The organism is Pseudomonas donghuensis (genome assembly GCF_000696345.2).
In the GTDB taxonomy this organism is placed as follows: domain Bacteria; phylum Pseudomonadota; class Gammaproteobacteria; order Pseudomonadales; family Pseudomonadaceae; genus Aquipseudomonas; species Aquipseudomonas donghuensis.
Genome location: NZ_CP071706.1, coordinates 4,854,337 through 4,879,586, shown reverse-complemented (window position 1 = coordinate 4,879,586; position 25,250 = coordinate 4,854,337). Strand labels below are relative to the sequence as shown.

General features: G+C 63.8%; 22 protein-coding genes. 13 read left to right on the top strand and 9 right to left on the bottom strand.

Going from position 1 to position 25,250, the window contains the following annotated elements; all coding sequences use genetic code 11:
- Positions 1–11 precede the first annotated feature (11 nt).
- Positions 12–479 carry a phosphate-starvation-inducible protein PsiE gene (locus tag BV82_RS22625; protein ID WP_010220656.1) on the top strand — a complete coding sequence of 156 codons (468 nt, stop codon included), beginning with the start codon at positions 12–14 and terminating at the stop codon, positions 477–479.
- Positions 480–721: 242 nt separating this feature from the next.
- On the opposite strand, the gene BV82_RS22620 is transcribed toward BV82_RS22625, so the two are convergent.
- The 4 genes from BV82_RS22620 to BV82_RS22605 form a co-directional block, all read right to left on the bottom strand.
- Entirely contained in the window at positions 722–1,129 is a 408-nt protein-coding gene (locus BV82_RS22620) for an HPF/RaiA family ribosome-associated protein (RefSeq protein ID WP_036996861.1), read from the bottom strand.
- A 178-nt stretch (positions 1,130–1,307) separates the two neighbouring features.
- A complete protein-coding gene (gene fecA / locus BV82_RS22615; RefSeq protein WP_036996859.1) occupies positions 1,308–3,647 on the bottom strand; it encodes a TonB-dependent Fe(3+) dicitrate receptor FecA in 2,340 nt (779 codons plus the stop codon).
- 91 nt (positions 3,648–3,738) lie between these two features.
- Positions 3,739–4,671 carry a DUF4880 domain-containing protein gene (locus tag BV82_RS22610; RefSeq protein WP_036996857.1) on the bottom strand — a complete coding sequence of 311 codons (933 nt, stop codon included), beginning with the start codon at positions 4,669–4,671 and terminating at the stop codon, positions 3,739–3,741.
- Positions 4,668–5,162: a sigma-70 family RNA polymerase sigma factor gene (locus BV82_RS22605; protein WP_010220662.1), complete on the bottom strand. Its 495-nt coding sequence runs from the start codon at positions 5,160–5,162 to the stop codon at positions 4,668–4,670. Before BV82_RS22605 ends, BV82_RS22610 begins: the two co-directional genes overlap by 4 nt.
- 219 nt (positions 5,163–5,381) lie before the next feature.
- Between BV82_RS22605 and BV82_RS22600 the strand changes: the two genes are divergently transcribed.
- From BV82_RS22600 to BV82_RS22570, 7 genes are all read left to right on the top strand, one after another.
- A complete protein-coding gene (locus BV82_RS22600; protein WP_036996856.1) occupies positions 5,382–7,352 on the top strand; it encodes a ligand-gated channel protein in 1,971 nt (656 codons plus the stop codon).
- Between the two features lie 75 nt (positions 7,353–7,427).
- Positions 7,428–7,733: a DUF3649 domain-containing protein gene (locus BV82_RS22595; RefSeq protein ID WP_036996854.1), complete on the top strand. Its 306-nt coding sequence runs from the start codon at positions 7,428–7,430 to the stop codon at positions 7,731–7,733.
- Positions 7,730–9,313 (top strand): PepSY-associated TM helix domain-containing protein, encoded by a 1,584-nt coding sequence (locus tag BV82_RS22590; protein WP_036996852.1) that lies wholly within the window; start codon positions 7,730–7,732, stop codon positions 9,311–9,313. Before BV82_RS22595 ends, BV82_RS22590 begins: the two co-directional genes overlap by 4 nt.
- Positions 9,313–9,639: a DUF3325 domain-containing protein gene (locus BV82_RS22585; RefSeq protein WP_036996851.1), complete on the top strand. Its 327-nt coding sequence runs from the start codon at positions 9,313–9,315 to the stop codon at positions 9,637–9,639. The genes BV82_RS22590 and BV82_RS22585 overlap by 1 nt, the downstream gene beginning before the upstream one ends.
- A 1-nt stretch (position 9,640) precedes the next feature.
- Positions 9,641–10,225 (top strand): RNA polymerase sigma factor, encoded by a 585-nt coding sequence (locus tag BV82_RS22580; protein WP_010220669.1) that lies wholly within the window; start codon positions 9,641–9,643, stop codon positions 10,223–10,225.
- Entirely contained in the window at positions 10,222–11,196 is a 975-nt protein-coding gene (locus BV82_RS22575; protein ID WP_036996849.1) for a FecR family protein, read from the top strand. The genes BV82_RS22580 and BV82_RS22575 overlap by 4 nt, the downstream gene beginning before the upstream one ends.
- Before the next feature lie 104 nt (positions 11,197–11,300).
- On the top strand, positions 11,301–13,703 hold the full coding sequence (locus BV82_RS22570) for a TonB-dependent siderophore receptor (RefSeq protein ID WP_036996848.1): 2,403 nt from the start codon (positions 11,301–11,303) through the stop codon (positions 13,701–13,703).
- A 61-nt stretch (positions 13,704–13,764) separates the two neighbouring features.
- On the opposite strand, the gene BV82_RS22565 is transcribed toward BV82_RS22570, so the two are convergent.
- The 3 genes from BV82_RS22565 to BV82_RS22555 form a co-directional block, all read right to left on the bottom strand.
- Positions 13,765–14,199 carry an outer membrane protein assembly factor BamE gene (locus BV82_RS22565; RefSeq protein WP_036996847.1) on the bottom strand — a complete coding sequence of 145 codons (435 nt, stop codon included), beginning with the start codon at positions 14,197–14,199 and terminating at the stop codon, positions 13,765–13,767.
- Positions 14,200–14,273: 74 nt separating this feature from the next.
- Positions 14,274–16,358 (bottom strand): YadA family autotransporter adhesin, encoded by a 2,085-nt coding sequence (locus BV82_RS22560; protein ID WP_081839708.1) that lies wholly within the window; start codon positions 16,356–16,358, stop codon positions 14,274–14,276.
- Between the two features lie 329 nt (positions 16,359–16,687).
- Positions 16,688–17,563: an AraC family transcriptional regulator gene (locus BV82_RS22555; RefSeq protein WP_036996845.1), complete on the bottom strand. Its 876-nt coding sequence runs from the start codon at positions 17,561–17,563 to the stop codon at positions 16,688–16,690.
- Between the two features lie 137 nt (positions 17,564–17,700).
- Between BV82_RS22555 and BV82_RS22550 the strand changes: the two genes are divergently transcribed.
- Positions 17,701–18,603 carry a DMT family transporter gene (locus tag BV82_RS22550; RefSeq protein WP_036996843.1) on the top strand — a complete coding sequence of 301 codons (903 nt, stop codon included), beginning with the start codon at positions 17,701–17,703 and terminating at the stop codon, positions 18,601–18,603.
- Between the two features lie 163 nt (positions 18,604–18,766).
- Entirely contained in the window at positions 18,767–19,147 is a 381-nt protein-coding gene (locus BV82_RS22545; protein WP_010220674.1) for a hypothetical protein, read from the top strand.
- Positions 19,148–19,160: 13 nt separating this feature from the next.
- On the opposite strand, the gene BV82_RS22540 is transcribed toward BV82_RS22545, so the two are convergent.
- Positions 19,161–20,132, bottom strand: coding sequence for a 2-hydroxyacid dehydrogenase (locus BV82_RS22540; protein ID WP_010220675.1), 972 nt, complete (start codon positions 20,130–20,132; stop codon positions 19,161–19,163).
- A gap of 73 nt (positions 20,133–20,205) precedes the next feature.
- Entirely contained in the window at positions 20,206–21,153 is a 948-nt protein-coding gene (locus BV82_RS22535; RefSeq protein ID WP_010220676.1) for a LysR family transcriptional regulator, read from the bottom strand.
- Positions 21,154–21,339: 186 nt separating this feature from the next.
- On the opposite strand from BV82_RS22535, the gene BV82_RS22530 reads away from it, so the two are divergent.
- The 3 genes from BV82_RS22530 to BV82_RS22520 are packed head-to-tail and all read left to right on the top strand — an operon-like array spanning position 21,340 to position 25,239.
- Positions 21,340–22,866: an efflux transporter outer membrane subunit gene (locus BV82_RS22530; protein WP_036996839.1), complete on the top strand. Its 1,527-nt coding sequence runs from the start codon at positions 21,340–21,342 to the stop codon at positions 22,864–22,866.
- Positions 22,863–25,049: an FUSC family protein gene (locus tag BV82_RS22525; RefSeq protein ID WP_010220678.1), complete on the top strand. Its 2,187-nt coding sequence runs from the start codon at positions 22,863–22,865 to the stop codon at positions 25,047–25,049. Before BV82_RS22530 ends, BV82_RS22525 begins: the two co-directional genes overlap by 4 nt.
- Positions 25,039–25,239, top strand: a complete 201-nt coding sequence (locus BV82_RS22520) for a DUF1656 domain-containing protein (RefSeq protein WP_010220679.1) — start codon at positions 25,039–25,041, stop codon at positions 25,237–25,239. Before BV82_RS22525 ends, BV82_RS22520 begins: the two co-directional genes overlap by 11 nt.
- Positions 25,240–25,250 lie beyond the last annotated feature (11 nt).

The window sequence follows — 25,250 nt, the reverse complement described above, 5'->3', positions numbered from 1 at the left end:
GAAACCGTATCGTGAGCATCAATTGGGCTGACAAACTGCGCAAGCGCCTGCATGGCTCGGCCGACTCGCTGGGCAACCTGTGCGTCGAGGCGTTCCACTACCTGGCCCTGTTCGGCATCGGTGGCATCACCGCCTACGCGGCCGTGGCCACCTTCATCGAGATGCTCGGCAAGGGCGTCAGCGTCGACGACATCCTGCTGCTGTTCATCTACCTCGAGCTCGGCGCCATGGTGGGGATCTACTTCAAGACCAACCACATGCCGATCCGCTTCCTGCTGTATGTGGCGATCACTGCGCTGACCCGCCTGCTGATTGGCGACGTGTCGCACCACAAAGCGCCGGACGCCGGCCTGCTGTACGTGTGCGGCGGCATCCTGCTGCTGGCGTTCTCGATCCTGGTGGTGCGCTACGCCTCGTACCGCTATCCATCGACCAAGGCTATCGATGCCAGTGGCAAGGAGATCGAGGAAGCGAAGTAGCAGGGCACTGGCCCCTGAAGGAGCAACGGTCTGTGGGAGCGGCGGTGCGACGACTCGACTTGACCCGCGATGAGGCCAGTACAACCAGCACATCAGGCGGTGTCTGGATTACGACCGCTTCGCGCTCGATCGCAGGCAAGCCAGCTCCCACAGGGATCTAGGTGGGAGCGCGTAGCGCTCGCAATCCAGGCAAAAAAAAAGCGAGCCCCGTGGGCTCGCCTTTTTACCGTCTGCGTTGCTGATTATCCGTTGCTGCGAGCTTGCTCGTTCTCCAGAAACTCTTCCTGCAACAGCCCGTCATTCTGGGCACCGCTGTCGCTTTGCTGGGTGACCGCGCGTTTGCTGCGCAGCTTGCCGTAGAAGTGCTCCAGGGCGTGGTTGAGCTTGATCGCGGCTCCGTCGACAGCCTGGTCGAGGGATGCGGCTTTGTGGCTTACGGAAATCGGTTGATGGCCTTTTGGGCGTGCCTCCATCTGGCAGCGTTTGTCATGCGGACCTGGCTTGTCGCCATTCTCGTCGCGCAGGTGGACCTCAACGCGGGTGAGGTCTTCGTCAAATCGTTCGAGCGTGCTTTCTACCGTGCTGCGGACCCACTCTTCCAGCCGGATGTTGCCTTGAATATGGTTGTCGCTATTGACTTGGATTTGCATAGTTCAATCCCTTATTCAGCTAGCTCGCAAGAGAATCGATGGGGCCTTTGCGGCCTGTGAGAACCATCGCCTCTTGACTACAAGGTCAGGCACTTGGCCGAACAATTCAAGCCCTTTTGAAATAAAAATATCTTGTAGCAAAAAGCCCGGCGGCGGCCGGGCTTTTGCATGCGCTGGATCAGAATGCGACGGAGGTCTGCAGGTATATCGTACGAGGTTCACCCACGTACTTGCCCTTGTTGTTGTCGTCGAACGAGCGGGTGTAGTACTGGTGATTGAAGATGTTCTTCACCCCCACGGCGACGTTGAGGTTCGCCAGTTGCGGGCCGAAGTCATAGGCTGCGCGGCTGCTGAACAGCATGTAGCCGGGGATACGCCCGGTGCTGCCGTCGGCGCTTTCGGCCGCGGTGTTGGCGTTGTCGGCAAACTGGTCGCTCTGGTAGGTGTTGTCGAGGTTGAGCGTCCACTGGCCCTCGCTGTAGCCGATGCCCAGGGTGCCTTTGTGGCGGGATGAGAAGGGCACACGATTGCCCTTGTTCGGCCCGTCTTCACGGATTTTCGCGTCGACAAAGGCATAGGTTGCGTACACGTCGAAACCCGCCAGTGCCGGGTTCAGGCCTTCGAGGGCGTACTTGACGCTGGTCTCGATGCCCTGGTGGCGGGTTTCGCCGCGGGCGATCACCGAATCGTTGGTCTGGTTGCTTTCGTACTGGTTGTCGAAATTGATCAGGAATGCGCCGATTTCAGCCTGCAGGTTGCCGTTGTCGTAGCGGGTACCCAGTTCCCAGGTGCGGGCTTTTTCCGGTTTGACTTCGCCACTGCTGACCCGGTTGGGCATCTGGCTGTACTGCACGCTGCCGAACGAGCCTTCGGTGTTGGCGTACAGGTTCCAGCTGTCCGTCAGGTGGTACATGACGTTGAGCGCCGGCAGGGCGGTGTTGTAGTCGCCCTGGTAGCGCTGGCCGTTGAGCTTGTTGGACTGCTCGGAGTCGATCATTTCGTAGCGGATGCCCGGGGTGATGGTCCACTGGCCGATGTCGATGCGGTCGTCGAGGAAAATCGCGTGGGCTTCGGTGCTGCCACGGGTGTCGCGGTCGTTGCGGCTGGCGGTGGTCGGCAGTTGGTTGGCGGCGATCGGTTCGCGGTAGCGCAGTTCATGGCCGGCTTCGTTGATGTAGCGGTAGCCAACGCCGACTTCGTGCCAGCTCTCGCCGAGGGCAAAGCCCTGGGAGAAGCGCGTTTCGATGCCGCGTACCCAGTACTCGCGCGGCGACAGCGAGACGAAGCTGCCCTGGTCCAGGTAACCGCTGCGCAAGGTCTTGGTGAAGAAGCTGTTGACGCTGAACTGACGGGCGTCTTCCTTGTAGCCGTAGCCGAAGTTGAACATTGTCCGGCGGCCCCAGAACTTGTCCTTCAGGCGGGTCGACTGGTACGGGTCGGCATCGTAGTCGGCAGCGCTCAGGCCGCCGGGCATCTGCGCTTCGCCTTCGTAGTACTGGGCCATGGCGTGCAGGCTGTTGGCCTCATCGAGCTGGTATTTGCCCTTGAGGATCAGGTCGTCGATCTGTGTGTCGCTGTGCTCGCGCCAGTCGCCGCCGCGGCTGCCGGAGTAGAGCAGGGCGCCGCCCAGGCCGTTGGCGTTGGTGCCGCCAGCGAGCAGGTTGGCGCTGGTCTTGAAACCGTCATGGCTGGAGGACGGGCTGGTCTGGGTCTGGAAGCCGGCTTTCACCGTCGGCTCGTCGGGGATCGCCCGGGTCACGAAGTTGACGATGCCGCCGACGTTCTGCGGGCCATAGCGTACCGCGCCGCCGCCGCGCACCACGTCCACCGCGTCCATGTTGCCCATGCTGATCGGGGCGAACGACAGCTGTGGCTGGCCGTAGGGGGCGAAAGGCACCGGGATGCCGTCCATCAGCACCGTCGAGCGCGAGGCCAGGCGTGGGTTGAGCCCGCGAATGCCGAAGTTCAGCGCCATGTCGTGGCTGCCGGTGCCGTTGTTTTCCGGGGCGTTGACGCCGGGGATACGGTTGAGCACTTCGCGCGCGGTGGTGGCGCCGCTGCGTTCGAAGTCCTCGCGGCGGATCACGTCGCGGGCGCCGGCATGTTCGAAGACGTTGTCCTGCTGCGCCGCGCCCAGCCAGTCGCCGACTACGGTGGAGGCGCCGAGCTCGACCGGCGCATGGGTTGCCGCGAGCGGTTGCAGGCTGAAGGCGTTGTCACCCTCGGCACGCGCTTGCAGGCCGCTGCCTTGCAGCAGCGCATCGAGGCCTTGCTGCGGGCTGTACTGGCCCTGCAGGCCGGGGCTCTGCACGCCGCTGGTAAGGTGCGAGCCGAACGAGATCAGTACACCGCTTTCGCGGCCAAACTGGTTCAGGGCGTTTTCCAGGCTGGTGGGGGCGATCTGGTAGGTGCGCGCCGGGGCCTCTGCTGCCTGGGCGGCAACGGCGGTGAAACTCAGGCTGGCACCCAGCAGCAGGGTGCGCAGGGCCTGGGCAAGTGGGCTCGGTCGAAGAGGCATGCAGGAGGTCCTTGAGAAGGTCGAAGCAAAGGGGTCTGCCTTCTCTGTCACGCGAGAATTGAAAACGGCTCAGGTCCGTTGAAAAAATGTTTCAGGCCCGCGCTTCGACCGTCACCCAGTAGCGGGTAAAGCGTCTGACGCGCACCGGTAATGCCACTTCCAGCATGTCGAGAATGCGTTCGCTGTCGGCCAGTGGATAACTGCCGGAGATCAGCAGGTTGGCGACCTCTGGCGCGCAATTGAGCTGACCGCGCCGGTAGCGGCCCAGCTCGTCGAGAAACGCCCCCAGGGGCATGTGCGCAGCCACCAGCATACCGTCGACCCAGGCCCCGGCATTGTTGTCCAGCGCCTGAGTGGCCTGCCATTGCGGGCCGTTGAAGCGCGCTTGCTGGCCGCCGGGCAATACCTGCCCGGCCAGGCTGGCGCTGCCTGCAAACACCGCCAGCTGGCTGTACCCGGCAAACTGTCGCAGGTTGTAGCGGCCGCTGCTCAGGTGCAGCAGGCCGTGCGCGCTGAGCAGTTGCAACGGTCGGCTGTCGCCGGCCACCGTCAGTTGCAGCTCACCGTCCAACAGGCGTACCAGGCGCTGGCTGGCGTCGAAACGCACATCGGCGGCGCTGCGGGTGTTGAGCTGCAGCAGGCTGCCGTCGTCCAGGGCCAGGCGCCGGCGTTCGCCGACCGGGCTGCGGTAATCGGCCAGCAGTGTCGGCAGCGGGTTGTGCGAGTGCAAGGCCAGGCCACTGGCGCTGCCGACACCGAGGATCAGCAGGGTTTTCAGCGCCCGTCGGCGGCTGGCCGAACGTGGCGCCTGCAAGGCGGCGTGGGCCAGGGGCGAGGACAGGCCGCGCAAGCGCTGGTTGACCCGCTGGATGTGCTCCCAGGCGCGCTGGTGGTTGTCGTCGGCCTGCAACCATTGCTGCAGGGCCTGTTGCTGACGTGCATCGAGGGCACCGCCCTGCAGCTCGATCAGCCAGTGCACGGCCTGTTCGGCCACCTGCGGGGAAAACGCCTGATGGCCGTTCACAGGGCGAAGTAACAGCGCATGGCCGCCTTGCTCAGGTAGCGCTTGACCGTGGCTAGGGAGATGCCCAGTTGCGCAGCGATCTCGCTGTAGCCCAAGCCATCGACCTGGGCCATCAGGAAGGCGCGCTTGACCGCCAATGGCAGGCCGTCGAGCAGGCGGTCGAGCTCCAGCAGGGTCTCGAAAATGATTGCCCGGTGTTCTTCCGACGGCGCCAGTGCTTCGGGCAACTGCGCCAGCGCCTGGAGGTAGGCGCGCTCCAGGTCCTGACGGCGGTAGTGATTGCACAGCACGCGCTTGGCCACGGTGGTGAGGAACGCCCGCGGCTCGTTGAGCAGTGGCGTTTCGCGGGCCTGGAGCAGGCGCATGAAGGTGTCCTGGGCCAGGTCCGCAGCGCTGTCGGGGCAGCCCAGACGCCGGCGCAACCAGCCGGTCAGCCAGTTGTGATGGTCGAGGTAGAGGCCTTCGAGCGAGGAAGAGGGAGCGCTGGGCACCGTGAACACTCCGGCGCCGGGATGCGCAACAGAATAAGAATTGTTCGCATTGTAGTAAAGAGTGCCACTACTCGGCAATCGGCGCCTGACTGACGGGCGTAGCAGAGGATCGGGAAAATGTAAAAAACGTAAATACGCTTTACTCTCATTTGAGAATAACTAGCATTCGCTCCCTTGGTGAATTTACGCAACCTTTACATTTCTCAGGGAGAGGTCCTCGTGTCCCCGACTTTCAGCAAATCCTGCCTCGCGCTTACCCTCTGCTCGCTGTACAGCGCCCACGCCAGCGCCCAGCAGACCCAGCCACTGGAGCTGGACAACATGGTGGTGACCGCGTCGGGTTTCTCTCAGCAGATCAAGGATGCGCCGGCATCGATTTCGGTGATTACCCGCGAGCAGATCGAGAACAAGTCCTACCGTGACGTCACCGATGCCCTGCGCGATGTGCCGGGCGTGGTGGTCACCGGTGGCGCCAGCTCCAGCGACATCAGCATTCGCGGCATGGCCTCCAAGTACACCCTGATGCTGGTCGACGGCAAACGCCAGGACTCGCGCGCGACCCGCCCGAACAGCGATGGCGCCGGTATCGAGCAGGGCTGGATGCCGCCGCTGGAAGCCATCGAGCGTATCGAAGTGGTGCGCGGGCCGATGTCGTCGCTGTACGGCTCCGATGCCATGGGTGGGGTGATCAACATCATCACCCGCAAGGCCACCCCGCAGTGGTATGGCGGCATCCGCACTGAAGCGACCTTCCAGGACCGCTCCGACTCGGGCAACTACAACAGCACCAACGCCTTTATCTCCGGGCCGCTGGTCGACAACCTGGTCGGCCTGCAGCTGTACGGCCAGCGTTCGCGCCGCGACGAAGACCATATCGTCAACGGCTTCAACGAGCAGAGCACCGACAGTGCCACGGCCAAGCTCTCGTTCACCCCGGATGAACACAACGACATCACCCTGGAAGCGGGCAAGTCCGAGCAAGAGCGCAACGCGCACAAAGGCCGTTCGGCGAGCCGATCCGCCAGCCGCAACGACTACGACCGCACCAACTTCTCCATCACCCACTCCGGGCGCTGGGACAGCCTCACCAGCGAAAGCTACCTGCAGCGCGAGAAAATCGAGAACCCCGGCCGGCGCATGGAACTGGAAAACACCGTGCTCAATTCGCAGGTGTCCTTCTTCAGCGATTCGCACATCACCACCCTAGGCGGCCAGTACAAGTACGAAGACCTCAGCGACGAGGGCAACCAACTGGCCTCGGCGGCCAGCGTCAACCAACTGACCCGCTGGTCGTGGGCACTGTTTGCCGAAGACGAATGGCGCCTGACCGAAGCCTTCGCCCTGACCGGCGGCCTGCGCATGGACCGCGATGAAAACTACGGCACCCACTGGTCGCCACGCCTGTACGGGGTCTATCACCCGACCGAGCAATGGACCATCAAGGGTGGCGTATCCAGCGGTTATCGCTCGCCGGACATCCGCGCCGCCGTGGATGACTGGGGCCAGATCACCGGTGGCGGTGGCGATCCGGCAATCATCGTCGGCAACTCCAGCCTCAAGCCGGAAAAGAGCCTGAGCCAGGAAATCGGCTTTATCTGGGACAACCTTGAAGGTTTCTCCACCGGCCTGACCCTGTTCAACACCGACTTCAAGGACAAGATCACCGAGACCCGCCGCTGCACCGACAGCACCGGCAATGCCTCGGGCCAGTGCCAGATCGGCGGCACCTCGTACAAGTTCATCAGTGACCGGGTCAACGTCGATGAAGCGCAGATGCGCGGTATTGAAGCGACCCTGGACTGGGACATCACCCAGAGTGTGTCGCTGGCCACCAACTACACCTTCACCGCGTCCGAGCAGAAGAGCGGCCCGCAGAAGGGCAAGGCCTTGAACCAGATGCCACGGCACATGTTCAACGCCACCCTCGACTGGCAGGCTACAGACCAGCTGGGGACCTGGGCACGCCTGAACTATCGCGGCAAAACCTCGGATTACCTGGGCCGTACCACCATGTCCGACGGCACGCCGTCGTACACCTTCGTCGACCTCGGCGGCACCTATCGGGTGACCAAGAACGTCAAGCTGCTGGCCGGTGTGTACAACGTCTTCAACAAGGAAGTGGATTACGAAAACTACCAGACCGTACTGGATGGCCGCCGTTACACCGTGGGCGTCGATCTGTCGTTCTGATCCGTCTGGCCGGCGGCTTTGATTATGAGAATATAAATCATTATTATTGTGCGCTTCTCGTAATGGACGGATGCCATGAAAAGCAAAGCCGCCGGGCTGCCCCTCAGTTACCGCCTGGCCGTGACCTCCCGCAGCCTGGCTGCCGTGTTCGGTGGCTATCTGCTGGCGGCCATGGCCAGCATCTGCATCACCCTGTTGCTGCCGGTGCCGCGTGCCGAGGCGGTGATCAGCGGCATGATGCTGTCCTTCCTGTTCTACCTGGTGGCCTTCCTCTGGTGCTTCGCCTGTCGTAGCGCCTGGCAGGCCTGGCTGGGTGTCCTGGTGCCAAGCCTGGTGCTGGCAATGATCAGCGGCCTGGCCTATTGGATGAAAAGCGCATGAAAGAGGGCTTTCGCCAGGCCATGGCCTGGCTGCACACCTGGACCGGGCTGATCTTCGGCTGGTTGCTGTTTGCGATTTTCCTGACCGGGACAATGTCCTATTTCAAGGAAGAGATCAGTCACTGGACGCAGCCGGAAGTGCCCAGCCGAGCGCTGGACCCGGCGGCGAGCCTGGACCTGGCCCAGCGCTACCTGCAGGAGCATGCGCCGACGGCCGGCAGCTGGTTCATCCAGTTGCCCAACGCCCGCGAACCGGCATTGAGCGTGGGCTGGCCCAAGCCTGGAGGCGGGCGCCGCGATTTCACCTCGAAAACCCTCGACCCTGCCACCGGCAGCGAACTGCAGGCGCGCGAGACCCGTGGCGGCGAGTTCTTCTATCGCTTCCACTTCCAGCTGCAGATGCCTCACCCCTGGGGCCGCTGGCTGTCGACCTTTGCCGCGTTCATCATGCTTCTGGGCCTGGTGACCGGAATCATTACCCACAAGAAGATCTTCAAGGAGTTCTTCACCTTCCGTCCGGGCAAGGGCCAGCGTTCCTGGCTCGACGGGCATAATGCCATTGGCGTGCTGGTGCTGCCGTTTCACCTGATGATCAGCTACAGCAGCCTGGTGATCTTCATGGCTATGGTCATGCCGGCCAGCATCATTGCCAGCTATGGCGACAATACCCGTGGCTTTTTCAGTGACCTGTTCGGTGCGCCCGACGAGGTCAAAGTGGCGGGTACACCGGCGCCGCTGCTGCCGTTGCCGCAGTTGTACGCCAAGGTTCAGGCGCAAGCGCCGGGGGCCAACCTGTCGTGGGTCGAGGTGCAGAACCCCGGTGACCAGAACGCCCGGGTACGCTTCGTGCGCCATGCCGGCGACCGCATCGCTCACCAGCGTGGCGGTGGCTGGCTGTTCGATGGGGTCAACGGCACCCTGCAGGGCGGCAGCCAGATCGATGCCACGCCGATGCTGATTTCCGGCGGCATGTACGGGTTGCACATGGGGGTTTTCGCCGGCCCATGGTTACGCTGGTTGTACTTCTTCTTCGGCCTGGCCGGCACGGCGGTGATCGGCACCGGCCTGGTGATGTGGCTGGGCAAGCGCCAGCTCAAGCATGCCAAGAGCGGCACCCAGCCGTTCGAGTTGCGCCTGGTCGAGGTGCTGAACATCGCCAGCATGAGCGGCCTGCTGATCGGCGTGGCGGCGTTCTTCTGGGCCAACCGCCTGTTGCCGATTGGCCTGGAGGGCCGTGCCGACTGGGAGATCAACTGTTTCTTCCTGCTCTGGGCGCTGTCGTTGCTGCACGCCATGCTGCGCCCGGGGCGCCGTGCCTGGGCCGAGCAACTGGGCCTGGGGGCCTTGCTGTGGGCGGCTTTGCCGCTGCTCAACGGCCTGACCACGGGGCAGGGCTTGAACCATTCGATCGCCGTCGGCGATTGGGCCATGGCCGGTTTCGACCTGAGCGCATTGGCCAGCGGGCTGTTCCTGGCCTGGGCCGCCGCCAAAATGTGGCGGGCGCCGGTAGTGGCGGCCAAGCGTGCGCCGCGTGAGGCCAAGAGCGCACCCGGCACGTTGATCGAAAGCGAGGTGAACTGATGCTGGCCATTGCCCTGTTTGGTTTTGCCGGCTTTGCCGCCCTGTGCCTGGCCATGGAAAAGCACTACAAGGACCTGCTCGGGCACAAGCCCGCTCATGCGCGGCTCATGGCCCTGCGCATCGCCGGCTGGGTACTGCTGGCTCTGGCGCTGCTACTGGCCGTGCGCCACAGCGGCTGGGCCATGGGCCTGGTCGAGCTGTTCGCGGTGCTGATGGCCGGGGTCACCCTCTGGGTGTTCCTCTTGCCTTACCAGCCGCGCCTGTTGCTGAGCCTGGCAACGGCCAGCGTGGTGCTGGCGCCGTTGACTGCGATGGCATCACTGTAAAGTGGTGAACGAGCCGCTCGATCTGCCCGCCGACGGTGCATGTGACGCCGACGGGGCGAGCGGTCGCGCGCGCTTTGTGCAGGTGTTCCTTGCCCAGCGGGCGCAGATGGAAGCCCTGGTCAGCCGCCGTATCGGTTGCCGGGCCACGGCTTCGGACCTGATCCAGGAGTTGTTTTTGCGCTTCTGGCGGCGCCCGCAGGTCAAGGTCGAGGCACTCGATACCTATCTGCTGCGCTGTGCCGGCAACATCGCCATTGATCACCTGCGCAGCGAAGGCGCGCGAGAGCGGGTCACCGACAGCCTGCAGCTGGAAGTCGCCGACGATCATGTCAGTGAACCGCAAGCGGCCCTGGAGGCAAACAGCGACTTGCAGCGCATTGAAGCGGCGCTGCGGGAGCTGCCCGAGCGTACCCGGCAGATCTTTCTGCTCAACCGCATCCACGGGTGCAAGTACGCCGAGATCGCCAAGGCCATGGGCCTGTCCCAGAGCGCCGTGGAAAAACACATGATGCGCGCTCTGGAGGCGTGCAAGGCAAGTGTTGCGCTGCCGTCAGCCAGCCCGCGCAAGCCAGGGAAAGCACCATGACCGAGATCACCGCCGAGCACGAACAGGCCGCACTGGGCTGGCTGAGCCGGATCAACGAACAGCCGCAACTGGCCGAGCGTGCCGAGTTCAAGCGCTGGCTGCTGGCCAACCCGGCGCATGCCCGGGCCTATGCCCAGGCCCAGGCGTTGTGGCGCCTGAGCGAAGCACCGGCCAGCCTGCTGGCCGCCGAAGAGGACCAGGCCCTGCAAGGTTACCTGCGCGCCATGCAGCAACCGGCGCCGGGGCGCACCTGGCGCCGTGTTGCCACCTGCGCTGCAGCCGCCTGCCTGGTGCTGGCGCTGGGAACGGCGGCAGGCTGGCATCCGGGGTACTGGCTGGACGACCTGCAGGCGGATTACGTTACAACCGCGGGGCAGGTTGAGGAGGTGGTGCTGGCCGACAATTCGCACATGACCCTGGATGCCGGCAGTGCGGTATCGGTGGATTTCACGCACGGGGTGCGACAGGTGACGATCCGCCGGGGCGCGGCGTTCTTTCATGTCACGCATACCGGTGAGCCGTTCGTGGTCGACGCGGCAAACGGCCAGACCCAGGTGCTCGGTACCCGGTTCGAGGTCCGCAAGCACAGCGGCGGGGCCCGGGTCACCGTGCTCGATGGCCGGGTCGCGGTGACGGCGGCCCCCGGGCGTTTGCAGCAACAGCTGAGCGGCGGCCAGCAGGTCGCCTATCGCGACGGCACCGCCAGCGCCGTCGAAGCGGTGGACAGCGAATCACGCCTGGCCTGGCGCCAGGGCTGGCTCAATTACTACCAGGTGCCGCTGAGCACGGTGATCGACGACTTGGCCCGCTACTACCCGGGGCGCATCATCCTGCTCGACAGCGAGCTGGGCAAACGCAAGGTCAGCGCCAGCTTCCCGGCCAGCCAGCCACTGGCGGCGCTGGATTCGCTCGGTGCGGTGCTCGGCTTCAAGCGCAATACCCTGCTGGAGCGGGTCACGCTGATCCGCTGAAAAATATTTTTAGAAAGTGCTGAGGTAACCTCGTGCGACAACCGTGTAGTGAGTGAAAGTGCGATTCATTCGCATAAACATCACTCCTTCACAGGTCATCGGTCATGAAGTTCACACCCTCGCCAGCGCGTCGCTTTTCACGTTGGCTCAGTGTCGCGGCGCTGGCTGCGGGTAGCGCATTGCCCTTGGGTGTCGCCGCCGCGCAGCAGGTCTACAGCTTTTCCCAAGCGAGCAAGCCGCTGGTGCAGGCGCTCAATGACTTCAGCCGGCTGACCGGGCAAAGTGTGATCTACACCGCCGACCTGCCATCGATCAATGCTCCGGCCCTCAACGCCAGCCTCAGCGCCGAGCAGGCTTTGCAGCAACTGCTGGGCAATTCCGGCTTCGCCGTTCGCCGCGTCGATGTCCGCACCCTGACCCTCGAACCGCTCGATGCCGGCACTGCGCTCAAGCTCGAGGCGACCACGGTGAACTCGCAGGCCGATGCCGACTACAGCTATCAGCCGCCGCAAAGCAGCTCGGTGATGCGCAGCCAGGCATCGATCATGCAGACGCCCCAGGCCATTAACGTGGTACCGGCCCAGGTGCTCAAGGACCAGGCCCCGCGCAACCTCGACGATGCCCTGGCCAATGTCAGCGGCGTGACCCAGGGCAACAACTTCGGCGGCACCCAGGACACGGTGATGAAGCGCGGCTTTGGCGACAACCGCGACGGCTCGATCATGCGCGATGGCATGCCCATCGTGCAGGGCCGCAGCCTCAATGCCACCACTGAGCGGGTCGAAGTGCTCAAGGGCCCGGCCTCATTGTTGTACGGTATCCAGGACCCGGGCGGGGTGATCAACGTGGTCAGCAAGCGGCCGCAACTGCAACGCTACAACGCCCTGAACCTGCGCGGCTCTACTTATGGCAGCGGCAAGAACGGCAGCGGCGGCGGCCTGGACAGCACCGGCGCGCTGGGCGAGAGCAACTTCGCCTACCGCCTGGTGCTCGACCATGAAGATGAAGACTACTGGCGCAACTTCGGCACCCACCGCGAATCGCTGGTGGCGCCATCGCTGGCCTGGTACGGCGAAGACACCCAGGTGCTGCTGGCCTACGAGCACCGCGAGTTTCTCTATCCGTTCGACCGTGGCACCGCCATCGACCCGCGCACCAACCACCCGCTGGATATCCCCAGCACCCGGCGCCTGGACGAGCCGTTCAATGATATGCAAGGGCGCTCGGACCTCTATCGGCTGGAGGTCGATCATCAGCTTGCGGATGACTGGAAAGCCCACTTGGGCTTCAGTTACAACCGTGAAACCTACGACGCCAGCCAGGTGCGGGTGACCGGCGTCAACGCCGCGCGCGGCACCCTGACCCGCAGCATGGACGGCACCCACGGCGCACTCAGCAGCGACCGTTTCGCCACCTTGAGCCTTGAGGGCACGGTGCAACTGGCGGGGATGCAGCACGACCTGCTGTTCGGCCTGGATAACGAATACCGCAAGGTCTACCGCGCCGACCTGATCCGCCAGAGCAGCCTGAGCACCTTCAGTTACCTGAACCCGGTGTATGGCCGCGAAGTCGAAGGCACCAGCGTGCGTGACAGCGACAGCGCGCAGACCGACAAGCTGCGCAGCGACTCGCTGTTCTTCCAGGATTCGATCCACCTCGATGAGCACTGGATCCTGGTCGCCGGCGCGCGCTACCAGATGTACGACCAGCTCGCCGGGCGCGGGCGGCCGTTCAAGGCCAACACCAACGGCAATGGCCAGGCCTGGGTGCCGCGGCTGGGCCTGGTGTACAAGGTCGACGAGCAGCTGTCGTTCTATGGCAGCTACACCGAATCGTTCAAGCCCAATTCCAGCATCGCCCCACTGAGCGGCGGCCTGGTGCTGGACTCGGGCGTGGAACCTGAACAGGGCAAATCCTGGGAACTGGGTGCCAAGCTCGACGTGCCGGGGGCGTTGACCGGCACCCTGGCGCTGTTCGACATCCGCAAGCGCAACGTGCTGGTGGCCAACTTCGACTCGGCAACCGGCGACACCCTCTACAGCAATGCGGGCGAGGTGCGCTCACGGGGCGTCGAGCTGGACCTGAGCGGGCAGTTGAGCGAGCGCTGGAGCCTGATCGGCAACTATGCCTTCACCGATGCCGACGTCACCCAGGACCCCACGCTCGAAGGCAATCGCCTGCAGAACGTAGCGCGTCACAGCGGCTCGCTGTCGGCGGTGTATGACGCGGGCAGCCTGTTCGGCGGCGATCGCCTGCGCCTGGGCGCCGGTGCGCGCTATGTCGGTGAGCGGGCGGGCAACGCCGAGAATGATTTCGAGCTGCCGGGCTACACCGTCGCCGATGCCTTCGCCAGCTACGAAACCCGCCTGGACGAGCACAAGGTGCGCTTGCAGTTGAACGTCAAGAACCTGTTCGACCGCACCTATTACAGCTCGGCGGTGAACCGTTACTTTGTCTCGGTGGGCGATGCGCGCCAGGTCAGCCTGTCCAGCACCCTGGAGTTCTAGCCGCTGCGCCACACCTCGAACTTCGTTCACGGCTGTGGCGCTGGCCAGGGGGGTAACCCGGTTACCCGTGCTTGAGTTGCTCGGCGCATTGCGCGGGCAGCCAGAAAACATCCTGAGTCTTCATGTTCCGGTCGAACAGGATCTTGTATTGGCAGGTTCTATATTCAGTGCCGTTACCGCTAGGCAGCTTGAGGACATAGTCCCATTCGCGTACGGCCACTTGCCCCTCGGCGAAATGCGGGCGCCCCAACAGCTCGTAGACCTGAGGCTTGCTCAGTCCCGGCATCATGCGGCCAAGGTTATCAAGGTCAGGGAGGCTGCCTTCCGGCTGCCAGTGGTTGTCCTCGACGGAGGGCCAGACCGGCTCGGTATGGGCTTGCAGATGCCCGTCCTCGGTAATCTGGCTTAGTCGGGATGTACCGCAAGCCGCCAGCACGGCGCCGATTGCTAGTAAGGCAGCCCAGCGGGCAGCAGGCAAAATCGAACGTTTGTTCATGTCGAAATCCGTTGGAATCAGAGTGATTGATTGACCCGTGGCAGTTGCCCTGTAGCGGGCAACTGCCTTGCCGTTTACCAGTGGAAGCCCGCACCGACGCCAACGCCCATCTGCCCGCGGGTGTCGGCCGAACCATTGGCCTTGAACACCCACTTGCCGTTGTCGGACAGCGTCGACAGGCCCACGGCCATCGAGGCCTCGCCACCGGTCGTGGCCATGCCGCTAGCCAGCATGCTTCGGCCGGGCAGATAGGCCTGGGGCATGCTGGCCATGGCCATGGCACCGGCGGCCGCGCCCATCGCATCCTTACGCAGGTTGTTGACGTCCGAACGGATCTGGTCGAACTGGCCTTGGGTGCCGCCCCTGATTGCCGAGTGCAGTTGATTCACGTTGACCGCATCGGTGCCCTGGATGCCTGGCGCGACGTTGTGCACAGCGACAGGGCCACTGTTTCTGCCGGACAAGGTGACGTCATTGGAGGGCACATCAGGTGTCGCTACGCCGTGCGCATCCGAGTACTGAACCGGCGCGCCGGTCTGCAGCTTGTCGATAGCTTCGCCTACATTGCTGGTGTTGTTGCCATACACGGTGTAGGTCGGGTTGCTGACCTTGCCGGTGTTTGCGTCATAGCGCGAGCCTGCACCCAGGGTGTTGGTGACGCTATTGCCCTGATTGTGGAGGTGCTGTCGGGTCTGCTGCAGTTGGCCGCCATTGACCGCGTCCTTGCTGTTGCGCGCCACCACGCCATCCTGCACGTTGTGCAGGCTCACGGGTTGGCCCGGGGCGTTGCCGACCAGGGTGACGTCCTGAGTGGGGGTAATGCCGTTGACCGAACCGGCGCTTGAGCTTCCACCCGCGCCTCCCGAGCCGGGCGCATAGGGGTTTGCCTGGGTAGGCGTTTGCGGGTTGCTGTACTGCACGGGGCTCTTATCGCGCAGATCGGTGATCCGGGTGTCCAGGCTGGTCAGTGTGGTGTTCACTGCCTTGAACGCGTCGCCGACATTGTTGTAGTTGGAGCCCTGGATGAGGTAGCTCGGTGCAGACATGTTGCCGGTGAACGGGTTGTACACGGCACCGGCGCCGAAGTAATTGGCGATGTCACCGCCGAGACTGTTCAAGCGGCTGCCCACCAGGTTGACCGCCCGATGGGTAGCGAACAGCTGACTGCCGTTAATCGCATCGGTGCTGGTGCCGGTGACGCGTCCGGCCGCGACGTTGCTGATTTGGCGTTCGGCATCTTGGGCGCCGACACTGACCACGCTGGCAGGCTTGCTGCCTGCATAGATGTAGGCGTTACCGTCGATCACCGCGCCGGCTGTCGGCTGTGCGGCGGCGGTCTGGCTGCCGGCACCCAGTGCCACGTCATTGTGATTGATCGCGCTTGCGCGGTTACCCAGGGCAACAGCGTCGGAGGCCGTGGCGCTCGCGTCGGTGCCGATGGCCACCGTGTCGTTGGCGCTGATCTTCGAGCCTGAGGTTCTGCCGATGGCAATGTTGTTGTCGCCACTTACGTTGTTGCCGGCGGAGAAACCTGCGGCGAAGTTGGAGCTGCCGTTAACCTGTTTTCCGGCGTGTGCGCCTGTCGCGGTATTGGTGTCGCCGGTCACATTCCAGCCGGAAAATGCCCCGTTGGCGCTGTTGAAGCTGCCGTTGACCCGATTGCTTGCGTTGTTGCCGGCGCCGGAGTTGAAGTTGCCGGTAATGTTCTGCCCGGCGTTTGCACCTAAACCGCTGTTGCCCATTCCGTTGACGGTGCGACCGGCATTGATGCCGAATCCGGTGTTGCCCCGACCCTTGACGCCATTACCGGAATCGTTACCGGCGTAGGTGTTGTTGTCACCAACCACGTTACTGCCCGCGTTGCGCCCGACAGCGCTGTTGAATGAGCCTTCGACATTGACCCCGGCGTTCGATCCGACAGTCGTGTTGTGCTTGCCCGTAACCTTGGCACCGGCATTGAAACCGTAGGCCGAGTTTCCCGAGTTGCTGGTGATTTCGGGGTCTACGGCGCCGGCGCCGTAGGTGTTGTCGGTGCCAAACCCTGAGACTGAGTCCGCTTGAGCCAGTGGCGAAAGCACTGCCAGCAATGAAAGATAAAGGCTCGATCGCTGCAGGGAGTGCCGCTGTCGCAAGTGGCTGGGAGTCTGTACGTCGCTCATGGTGCTGTCCTGGTTTTAGGGGCCGCGTAAGCAGGCCGCTGGAATTGTCCTGATGAATAAATGGTTTTTGTTAGGCACGAATTTCTCTGAATTCTTGTTAATTCCCCAATAACCAAACAGCGAAGCTCCGCTGTTATTTCACCCCGTTCAGCGCACGTTTTCGGCTTAGGAAGATGAAGGAGGCGAAGCTTAAGGTGCGCAGACGTATTCACTAATTCGATTGTTTTGATCGAGATTATGAATAAATTCAATGAGCAGACGGCGGCCCGGCGTGCCGGGGCAGCGCCAGGGAGCGGGCGTCCTGGTGAGGGCTTGTGAGGCGGGGGGTATCAGCTTTTGAGCGCGGTTCGGTAGGCACCGGGCGTCGCCCCCAGGGCCTGGCGGAAGCGGTTGCTGAAATGGCTGGCGCTGGCAAAGCCGCACAGCAGGGCCACTTCGCCCAGCGGCAGTTGGCCATGGCGCAGCAGTTGTCGCGCCTTGGCCAGGCGCCGGGCCAGCAGGTACTGGTGCGGCGGCAGGCCGAAGCTTTCGCGAAACATCCGCGCGAAGTGGTACTCGGAGAGGTTGCACAGCGCCGCCAGCTCGCCAAGGCTCAGGGGTTGATCGAGGTGGCCTTCGACATACTCGCGCAGTTGCCGGCGCTGGTGCGCGGCCAGCCCGCCTTTAAGACGCAGGCCCTGGCGCAGGCCAACCTGGCTGAGCAGGGCATGGTCGAGAATCTCGTGGGCCAGGCTGCTGGTCAGCAGGCGCTCGCCCGGTTCGTCCCAGTCCAGGGCGATCAGCTGGCGAAAGCGCCGGGCCTGCTCGGGGTCGTCGAGAAAGGTCGCCTCCTGCAGTTGCAGTTCACGGGGTTCGCGGTCCAGCAGGCTGACGCAACCGAGGGCGAATTGCTCCTGGCTGATGTACAGGTGTGCCAGGCGGATCGAGCCGTTGACCACCCAATGCGAGGCCGATCCTGCCGGCATGATGCACAGCTTGTCGGGTGCGCCGGTGTGGCCGGGGCGGTCACGGCGAAAGGTGCCGGTGCCGTCGGCGATGTAACACGACAGGGTGTGATGGCTGGGAGCCTCGTAGTCGCGGGCGTCGTGACGGTTGTTCCACAGGGCTGCTGCCAGGCCGTCCCCCAGGTGCGCGCTGTGTTCCAGGCGGGCATGGGGTGAGTCGTGCATGGCTTTGAAGACTTGCAGCTGGTCCAACGGCGTCATGGTCCTTACCTCTGTGGGCCATCGTACTCCGCCAGGCCGGGGCTGACAGCTGTTGCCTGTGCAAAAGCGCAAGAATGTGCAAGTGCCGGCTGGGGTTGCAGTTGCACACTGGTGGCCTGGAATCGAGGAGTGCCGCCATGAACCTGTCGTTATACCTGCTCACTGTGCTGATCTGGGGCACCACCTGGATTGCCCTGAAGCTGCAATTGGGGGAGGTCGCCATTGCGGTGTCGATCGTCTACCGCTTTGCCCTGGCGGCGCTGGTGCTGTTTGTCATCCTGCTGCTCAGCCGCCGCCTGCAACCGATGAATCGCCGCGGCCACCTGATCTGCCTGGCCCAGGGCCTGTGCCTGTTCTGCGTCAACTTCATGTGCTTTCTGACCGCCAGCCAGTGGATTCCCAGTGGCCTGATCGCCGTGGTGTTCTCCACCGCCACCTTGTGGAACGCGCTGAATGCGCGGGTATTCTTTGGCCAGAAGGTTGCCGCCAATGTGCTTGCCGGTGGCGCCCTCGGCCTGGCCGGGCTGGGCCTGCTGTTCTGGCCGGAGCTGTCCGGGCATGCCGCCAGCCGCGAAACCATTATCGGCCTGGGCCTGGCGCTGCTGGGCACCCTGTGTTTTTCGGCCGGCAACATGCTCTCCAGCCTGCAACAAAAGGCCGGCCTGCGGCCGCTGACCACCAATGCCTGGGGCATGCTTTATGGCGCGAGCATGCTCGGGCTGTACTGCCTGGTCAGCGGCATTGCGTTTGCCATGGAATGGAACACGCGCTACATCGGCTCGCTGTTGTACCTGGTGATCCCGGGCTCGGTGATCGGTTTTACCGCCTACCTGACCCTGGTCGGACGCATGGGGCCGGAGCGGGCCGCTTACTGCACGGTGTTGTTCCCGCTGGTGGCGCTGAACGTCTCGGCGTTCTACGAGGGGTATCAATGGACGGCGCCGGCGTTGGCAGGCCTGGTGCTGGTGATGCTGGGCAACGTGCTGGTGTTTCGCAAGCCCCGGCCCAAGGTGGTCGAGCCGGTCGTGGCCTTGAGGTAGCAATCGCGGGTCAAGCCCGCTCCCACAAGTTGGGATTAATCTGTGGGAGCGGGCTTGACCCGCGATGAGGCCGACGCAGTACCTGATAAAAATGCCAGGTTTCAGGGACGTTCCAAGGGCGTAACTTGCGCTCAACACATCCGCAGCGTTCGAGGCAACGGTCATGGAAGTGATGATGGGCAAGTCCGATAAACCGGTGGTCGCGCCGCCCACTCTCAAAGATGCGGCCTGGACTGTCAGCCTTTCCCAGGTGGGCGAGGAGGGGCTGACGCTCAGTGGTTATTCCTTGCCAGGCTTGCAGGGCTCTCAAGGAGCAACCTTGCTCCTAGGCTGGATTGGTTTTCCACCGGGAGGGGATCCGGAAACCTACTCGGACTCGCATGCAATCGAGCGTTGGGAAGACTATCGCGGGCACGAGTTCGTGCTGCCCAGGCGCTATTTGCAAAGCGCACTGGGCGGCACTGGTGTGCTGTTTTTCGATCTCTCGGTGCTCAGCCTGCCGTCGCAGATTTCACCACTGATAACGGTAAGGGTGGTTGATTAGGTACTCGTACCGCCTACTTCCACACCTGCGGATTGACCAGATCCCGCGGCCGTTCACCCAGCAACGCGCTGCGCAGGTTATCAATCGCGCGATTGGCCATGGCCTCGCGGGTTTCAGCGGTAGCCGAACCTACATGCGGCAAGGTCAGGGCGTTTTTCAGCTGGAACAACGGCGAGGCTGCCAGTGGTTCCTTCTCGTACACATCCAGCCCGGCGCCGCGAAGGGTGCCGGCCTGCAGGGCCTCGATCAGCGCCGCCTCATCCACCACCGGCCCACGGGACACGTTGATCAGGAAGGCACTGGGCTTCATCAGCTGCAGTTCACGGGTGCTGATCAGGTGCTTGGTCTGCGCCCCCAGTGGTACCACCAGGCAGACGAAGTCAGCTTCAGCCAGCAGCTCATCGAGGCTGCGGTATTGCGCGCCCAGTTCCTGTTCCAGGGCCGGCTTGCGGCTGTTGCCGCTGTAGAGGATCGGCATGTTGAAACCGAAGCGCCCACGCCGGGCAATGGCCGCGCCGATATTGCCGAGGCCGACGATACCCAGGGTCTTGCCATGCACGTCGCTGCCAAACTGCGCCGGGCCCACGGTGGCCTGCCATTGCCCGGCCTTGGTCCAGGCATCCAGCTCGGCCACCCGCCGCGCCGCGCCGATCAGCAGGGCAAAGCCGAGGTCGGCGGTGCTCTCGGTGAGCACGTCAGGGGTGTTGGTCAGGGCGATGCCGCGCTGGTTGAAGTAGGCCAGGTCATAGTTGTCGTAGCCCACCGAGACGCTGGCGACCACTTCCAGCTTGCTGGCGTTTGCCAGTTGCGCCTGGCCGAGCTTGCGGCCGACGCCGATCAGGCCATGCGCCTCGGGCAAGGCGTCGTTGAACTGGGCACTGATGTCGCCGAGCTTGGGGTTGGGCACGATTACGTTGAAGTCTTGCTGCAGGCGTTCGACCATCGCCGGGGTGATGCGGCTGAAGGCAAGGACGGTCTTTTTCATCGGCGAAATCTCTGCGGGCGGTGGAGAATGGGTAGCACGCTATCATTCTCCACCACCCCTGTGCAGCAAGATTTCAGGTGGCGATGCGCAGTTCGTGGGTTTTCAGGTCCGCTTCGTGGGCGGCGAGAATTTCCGGCAGAGAATTGCGCAGGTACTCGACCCAGGTCTTGATCTTGGCATCCAGGTACTGGCGCGACGGGTAGATCGCGTACAGGTTGAGCTCCTGCAGGCGGTACTCGGGCATCACCCGCACCAGTGAGCCATCACGCAGGCCCTCGATCGCCGAATAGATCGGCAGCACACCAACGCCCATGCCACTGCGGATCGCGGTTTTCATCGCGTCGGCGGAGTTCACCTGGAACGGCGCCTGGGTGATGTTGACCACTTCCTGGCCTTCGGGGCCGTCGAACAGCCATTTCTCCAGCGGGATCACCGGGCTGACCATGCGCAGGCAGGCGTGGTTGAGCAGGTCGCTGGGCTTGTGGGCGATGCCGTGGCGTTTCACGTAGTCGGGCGAGGCGCAGACGATGCTGTAGGTGATGCCCAGGCGCTGGGAGACAAAGCCCGAGTCCGGCAGCTCGCTGGCCAGCACGATGGACACGTCGTAGCCTTCGTCGAGCAGGTCCGGCACGCGGTTGGCCATGGTCAGGTCGAAGGTCACGTCCGGGTGGGTTTCGCGGTAGCGGGCGATGGCATCGATGACGAAGTGCTGGCCGACCCCGGTCATCGAATGCACCTTCAGTTGCCCTGCCGGGCGCGCATGGGCGTCGCTGGCCTCGGCTTCGGCTTCTTCGACGTAGGTGAGGATCTGTTCGCAGCGCATCAGGTAACGCTTGCCGGCTTCGGTCAGGGCGATGCGCCGGGTGGTGCGGTTGAGCAGGCGGGTTTGCAGATGGGCTTCAAGATTGGAGACCGCCCGCGACACGTTGGCGGTGGTCGTATCCAGTTGCACGGCCGCGGCAGTGAAGCTGCCGACTTGCGCGACGCAACTAAAAGCACGCATGTTTTGCAGGGTGTCCATGGGTCGCTCTCAAAGTAGACGACAAATTGTGACATGAAGTAACCGAGGCGGTCTTCAGACTAAAGCCGGATTATCACTGTTTTCGTAACAAAGATTCGCAGTAATGCACGCTTATCGCCAGTGCGGCGGCCCCCTAGAATTGCGTCTCCAAGCGTCATCCACCTTCTATGTCGGGAATTCGCAGCTGTGCCGCGTCGCATCATCAGAGCGCTCAATGCGCTCAGTGCCTGTGCCTTTAGCTTGACCTTGAGCGGCTGTATCGGAACCTGGGGCATTGCCCCGCAAAGCAAGACGCTGCAAGCCAATACCCTGACCACCGACGCGGCGATCCGTGAAGCCGCCCTCGACGCCCATTGGCCCGACCAGCAATGGTGGCGGGCCTACGGCGACCCGCAACTCGATCGCTGGATCGCCCTGGCCGTGCAAGACAGCCCGACCCTGGCCATGGCCGTCGCCCGTGTGCGTGAAGCCAAGGCCATGGCCGGGGTGGTCGAGTCGGCAGAAAAACTGCAGGTCAACGGCCAGTCGACGCTCAAGCGCCACAACTGGCCGCAAGACCAGTTCTATGGCCCCGGCGCGTTGTCCGGGGCCAACACCTGGGACAACAATGCATCGCTTGTCTTGAGCTACGCCCTGGACCTCTGGGGCCGGGAGCGCAATGCCAGCGAGCAGGCCGTGGACATGGCCCACATGAGCGTGGCCCAGGCGCGTCAGGCCCAGCTCGAGCTGCAGAACAACATCGTCAAGGCCTACATCCAGCTGTCGCTGCACTTTGCCCAGCGCGATATCGTCAAGGCCGAGCTTGAGCAGCAGGAGCAGATCCTGGCCCTGGCCGAACGGCGTCTGGCCGGTGGCATCGGCACGCACTTTGAAGTCAGCCAGGCGCAGACGCCACTGCCGGAAACCCACCGCCAGCTCGATGCCCTCAATGAGGAAATCGCCCTGGCCCGTAACCAGCTGGCAGCCTTGGCCGGTAAAGGTCCAGGCGAGGGCGCGCAACTGCAGCGTCCACGACTGGCGCTGGGCACTGCGCTGAAATTGCCCTCGGCCTTGCCCGCCGAACTGGTCGGCCAGCGCCCGGACGTGGTCGCCAGCCGCTGGCAGGTCGCAGCCCAGGCCCGTGGTATCGATGTCGCCCATGCCGGCTTCTTCCCCAACGTCGACCTGGTTGCTGGCCTCGGTTTCATGGCCACCGGCGGCGGGCCGCTGGAGTTTCTGACCGGGCGCAAGTTCAACTACAACGTCGGCCCGGCGATCAGCCTGCCGGTGTTCGACGGCGGTCGCTTGCGCTCGCAACTGGGGGGTGCCGCGGCTGGTTATGACATCGCCGTGGCGCGCTACAACCAGACCGTGGTCGAGGCGCTCAAGGGTGTTTCCGATCAGTTGATCCGTCGTGAGTCGATGAACGAGCAGCAACACTTTGCCGCCGAATCGGTGGCCTCGGCGCAAAAGACCTACGACATCGCCATGATCGCCTTCCAGCGCGGCCTGACCGATTACCTCAATGTGCTCAACGCGCAGACGATGCTGTTCCGCCAGCAGCAGATCCAGCAGCAGGTCCAGGCCGCACGCCTGAGTGCCCACGCCGAACTGGTCACGGCCCTGGGAGGCGGACTGGGCGCGGGCCATGATGTGCCGGAAGCAGATCGGCAACAGGCGCCGAAAACCCCGGCGACCCTGGCGATTTTCGACAAGCCGGGCCATGCCGAATGAGCGTACTGACCCTGCCGTTTCGCTGGCTGGCCACCCTGGAGTGGCGTCGCGGGTTCTTTGAGTGGGTGCGCACCGACGGGGTCACCTGGGTGTACATCTTCAAGGTCCTCAGCGCCGCCTTCCTGACCCTGTGGCTGGCCATGCGCCTGGAACTGCCGCAGCCGCGCACGGCGATGATCACTGTGTTCATCGTCATGCAGCCGCAGAGCGGCCATGTGTTCGCCAAGAGCTTCTACCGGCTGCTGGGCACCCTGGCCGGCTCGTCGATGATGGTCGCGCTGATCGCCTTGTTCCCGCAGAACACCGAGCTGTTCCTGCCGAGCCTGGCGATCTGGGTCGGCCTGTGTTCGGCCGGCGCCATGCGCTACCGTACCTTTCGCGCCTATGGTTTCGTGCTCGCCGGTTACACCGCGGCGATGGTCGGCCTGCCGGCCTTGCAGCACCCTGACGGCGCGTTCATGGCTGCGGTGTGGCGGGTGCTGGAAATCTCCCTGGGGATCCTTGTCTCGACCCTGGTCAGCGCCGCGATTCTGCCGCAGTCGGCCAGTGCCTCGATGCGCAACGCCCTGTACCAGCGCTTTGGCGTGTTCGCCGGCTTCGTTGCCGAGGGCCTGCGCGGCGACAGCCAGCGCGACCGCTTTGAAAGCAGCAACGTGCGCTTTATCGCCGAGGCCGTAGGTCTGGAAAGCCTGCGCAGCGTCACCGCCTTCGAAGACCCGCACATGCGCCGGCGCAATGGGCGCCTGGGGCGGATGAACAGCGAATTCATGGCCATCACCACGCGCTTCAACGCCTTGCACCAGTTGCTGGAGCGCTTGCGTTTGCGTGGGCCGCTGCAGATCGTCACCGCCATCGAGCCGGGGCTCACCGCCCTGGCCGAGCTGCTCGACGCCTATGCCGGTCGCGGTCTCACCGAGGGTGATGCGGCGCGCCTGGCCGAACAACTGGCGGCCTACAAGGAAGGCTTGCCGGAGCGCGTGCGCACCCTGCGTGCAGCGTATGTCGAGAGCGGCCCGAGCGATGCCGACCTGCTGGACTTCCACACTGCCTACGAACTGCTGTACCGCTTCGTCGACGACATGCACAGCTACGCCCAGACCCACGCTTCGCTGACCGAGCACAACCATGCCCGCGAGCAGTGGGATGAGCCCTATGTGGCGCAGACCAACTGGATGGCCTCGCTGGCCGCCGGTGTGCGCGCCGCGTTCATCCTGCTGGTGCTGGGCAGCTTCTGGATACTCACCGCCTGGCCGAGCGGGGCGATGATGACGCTGATCGCCGCGGCCACCGTCGGCCTCTCGGCGGCCACGCCAAACCCCAAGCGCATGTCGTTCCAGATGGCCTGCGGGACCTTGTTCGGCGCCTTTGTCGGCTTCTTCGAAACCTTCTTCGTGTTCCCCTGGATCGACGGTTTCCCGCTGTTATGCCTGGTGCTGGCGCCGGTGTTCGTGTTCGGCGCGTTCCTCGCCTCGCGACCGGCCTATGCCGGTTACGGGCTGGGCCTGCTGATCTTTTTTGCCACCGGTTCCGTGCCGGACAACCTGACCATCTACAACCCTTACAACTTCATCAACGACTACATCGCCATGGTCATCGGCATGCTGGTCTGCGCTGCTGCCGGGGCAATCATCCTGCCGCCCAACAGCCGCTGGTTGTGGAGCCGCCTGGAGCAGGATTTGCGTGCCCAGGTGCTGTATGCGATCACCGGGCGCCTGCGCGGCTTGGGTTCGAGCTTCGAAAGCCGCACCCGCGACCTGCTGCACCAGGCCTATGGCCTGGCGGTCGGCCAGCCGCGGGTGCAGAGCAAGTTGCTGCGCTGGATGTTCGTGGTGCTTGAGGTCGGTCATGCGATCATCGAACTGCGCAAGGAGCAGGCGATTTTGCCGGTGCACCCGTGCTACGCCGAATCGCAGCCCTGGCGCCAGGCCATCCGGGTCATGGGCCGCGCCCTGGCGCGCCTGTTCATGCAGCCGAGCGCGAGCAACCACGAGCGTGCGCTGGTGGCGGTGGACCATGCCATCAGCCGGGTGCAGGCCACCGACGAGCCGTTCGCCCGCCACTTCGACACCTCGGCCCTGCGCCGGGTGCAGAGCTACCTGCATTTCATCCGTACTTCACTGCTCGACCCTCAGTCGCCGCTGGCCGAACTGGCCCCGGCCAAAGGACTGCCCCATGCCTCGTGAAATCGCCTTCCATGGCGTCTACATGCCGACCATGACCCTGATGTTCCTGTTCGCCGCTGGGCTTGCCTGGGGTTTGGACCGGTTTATCGCCAGTCATGACGGCTACCGCTTCTTCTGGCACCCGGCGTTGCTGCGCCTGTGCCTGTTTATCTGCCTGTTCGGATCCATCGCCCTGACTCTCTACCGTTGAGACCCCTGTTG

Excerpts from the sequence above, each read along its gene's own strand:
- BV82_RS22620 (WP_036996861.1), bottom strand. The coding sequence starts at position 1,129 with ATGCAAATCCAAGTCAATAGCGACAACCATATTCAAGGCAACATCCGG.
- fecA (WP_036996859.1), bottom strand. The coding sequence starts at position 3,647 with ATGCCTCTTCGACCGAGCCCACTTGCCCAGGCCCTGCGCACCCTGCTG.
- BV82_RS22595 (WP_036996854.1), top strand. The coding sequence starts at position 7,428 with ATGAAAAGCAAAGCCGCCGGGCTGCCCCTCAGTTACCGCCTGGCCGTG.
- BV82_RS22590 (WP_036996852.1), top strand. The coding sequence starts at position 7,730 with ATGAAAGAGGGCTTTCGCCAGGCCATGGCCTGGCTGCACACCTGGACC.
- BV82_RS22585 (WP_036996851.1), top strand. The coding sequence starts at position 9,313 with ATGCTGGCCATTGCCCTGTTTGGTTTTGCCGGCTTTGCCGCCCTGTGC.
- BV82_RS22575 (WP_036996849.1), top strand. The coding sequence starts at position 10,222 with ATGACCGAGATCACCGCCGAGCACGAACAGGCCGCACTGGGCTGGCTG.
- BV82_RS22570 (WP_036996848.1), top strand. The coding sequence starts at position 11,301 with ATGAAGTTCACACCCTCGCCAGCGCGTCGCTTTTCACGTTGGCTCAGT.
- BV82_RS22565 (WP_036996847.1), bottom strand. The coding sequence starts at position 14,199 with ATGAACAAACGTTCGATTTTGCCTGCTGCCCGCTGGGCTGCCTTACTA.
- BV82_RS22560 (WP_081839708.1), bottom strand. The coding sequence starts at position 16,358 with ATGAGCGACGTACAGACTCCCAGCCACTTGCGACAGCGGCACTCCCTG.
- BV82_RS22555 (WP_036996845.1), bottom strand. The coding sequence starts at position 17,563 with ATGACGCCGTTGGACCAGCTGCAAGTCTTCAAAGCCATGCACGACTCA.
- BV82_RS22550 (WP_036996843.1), top strand. The coding sequence starts at position 17,701 with ATGAACCTGTCGTTATACCTGCTCACTGTGCTGATCTGGGGCACCACC.
- BV82_RS22545 (WP_010220674.1), top strand. The coding sequence starts at position 18,767 with ATGGAAGTGATGATGGGCAAGTCCGATAAACCGGTGGTCGCGCCGCCC.
- BV82_RS22540 (WP_010220675.1), bottom strand. The coding sequence starts at position 20,132 with ATGAAAAAGACCGTCCTTGCCTTCAGCCGCATCACCCCGGCGATGGTC.
- BV82_RS22535 (WP_010220676.1), bottom strand. The coding sequence starts at position 21,153 with ATGGACACCCTGCAAAACATGCGTGCTTTTAGTTGCGTCGCGCAAGTC.
- BV82_RS22525 (WP_010220678.1), top strand. The coding sequence starts at position 22,863 with ATGAGCGTACTGACCCTGCCGTTTCGCTGGCTGGCCACCCTGGAGTGG.
- BV82_RS22520 (WP_010220679.1), top strand. The coding sequence starts at position 25,039 with ATGCCTCGTGAAATCGCCTTCCATGGCGTCTACATGCCGACCATGACC.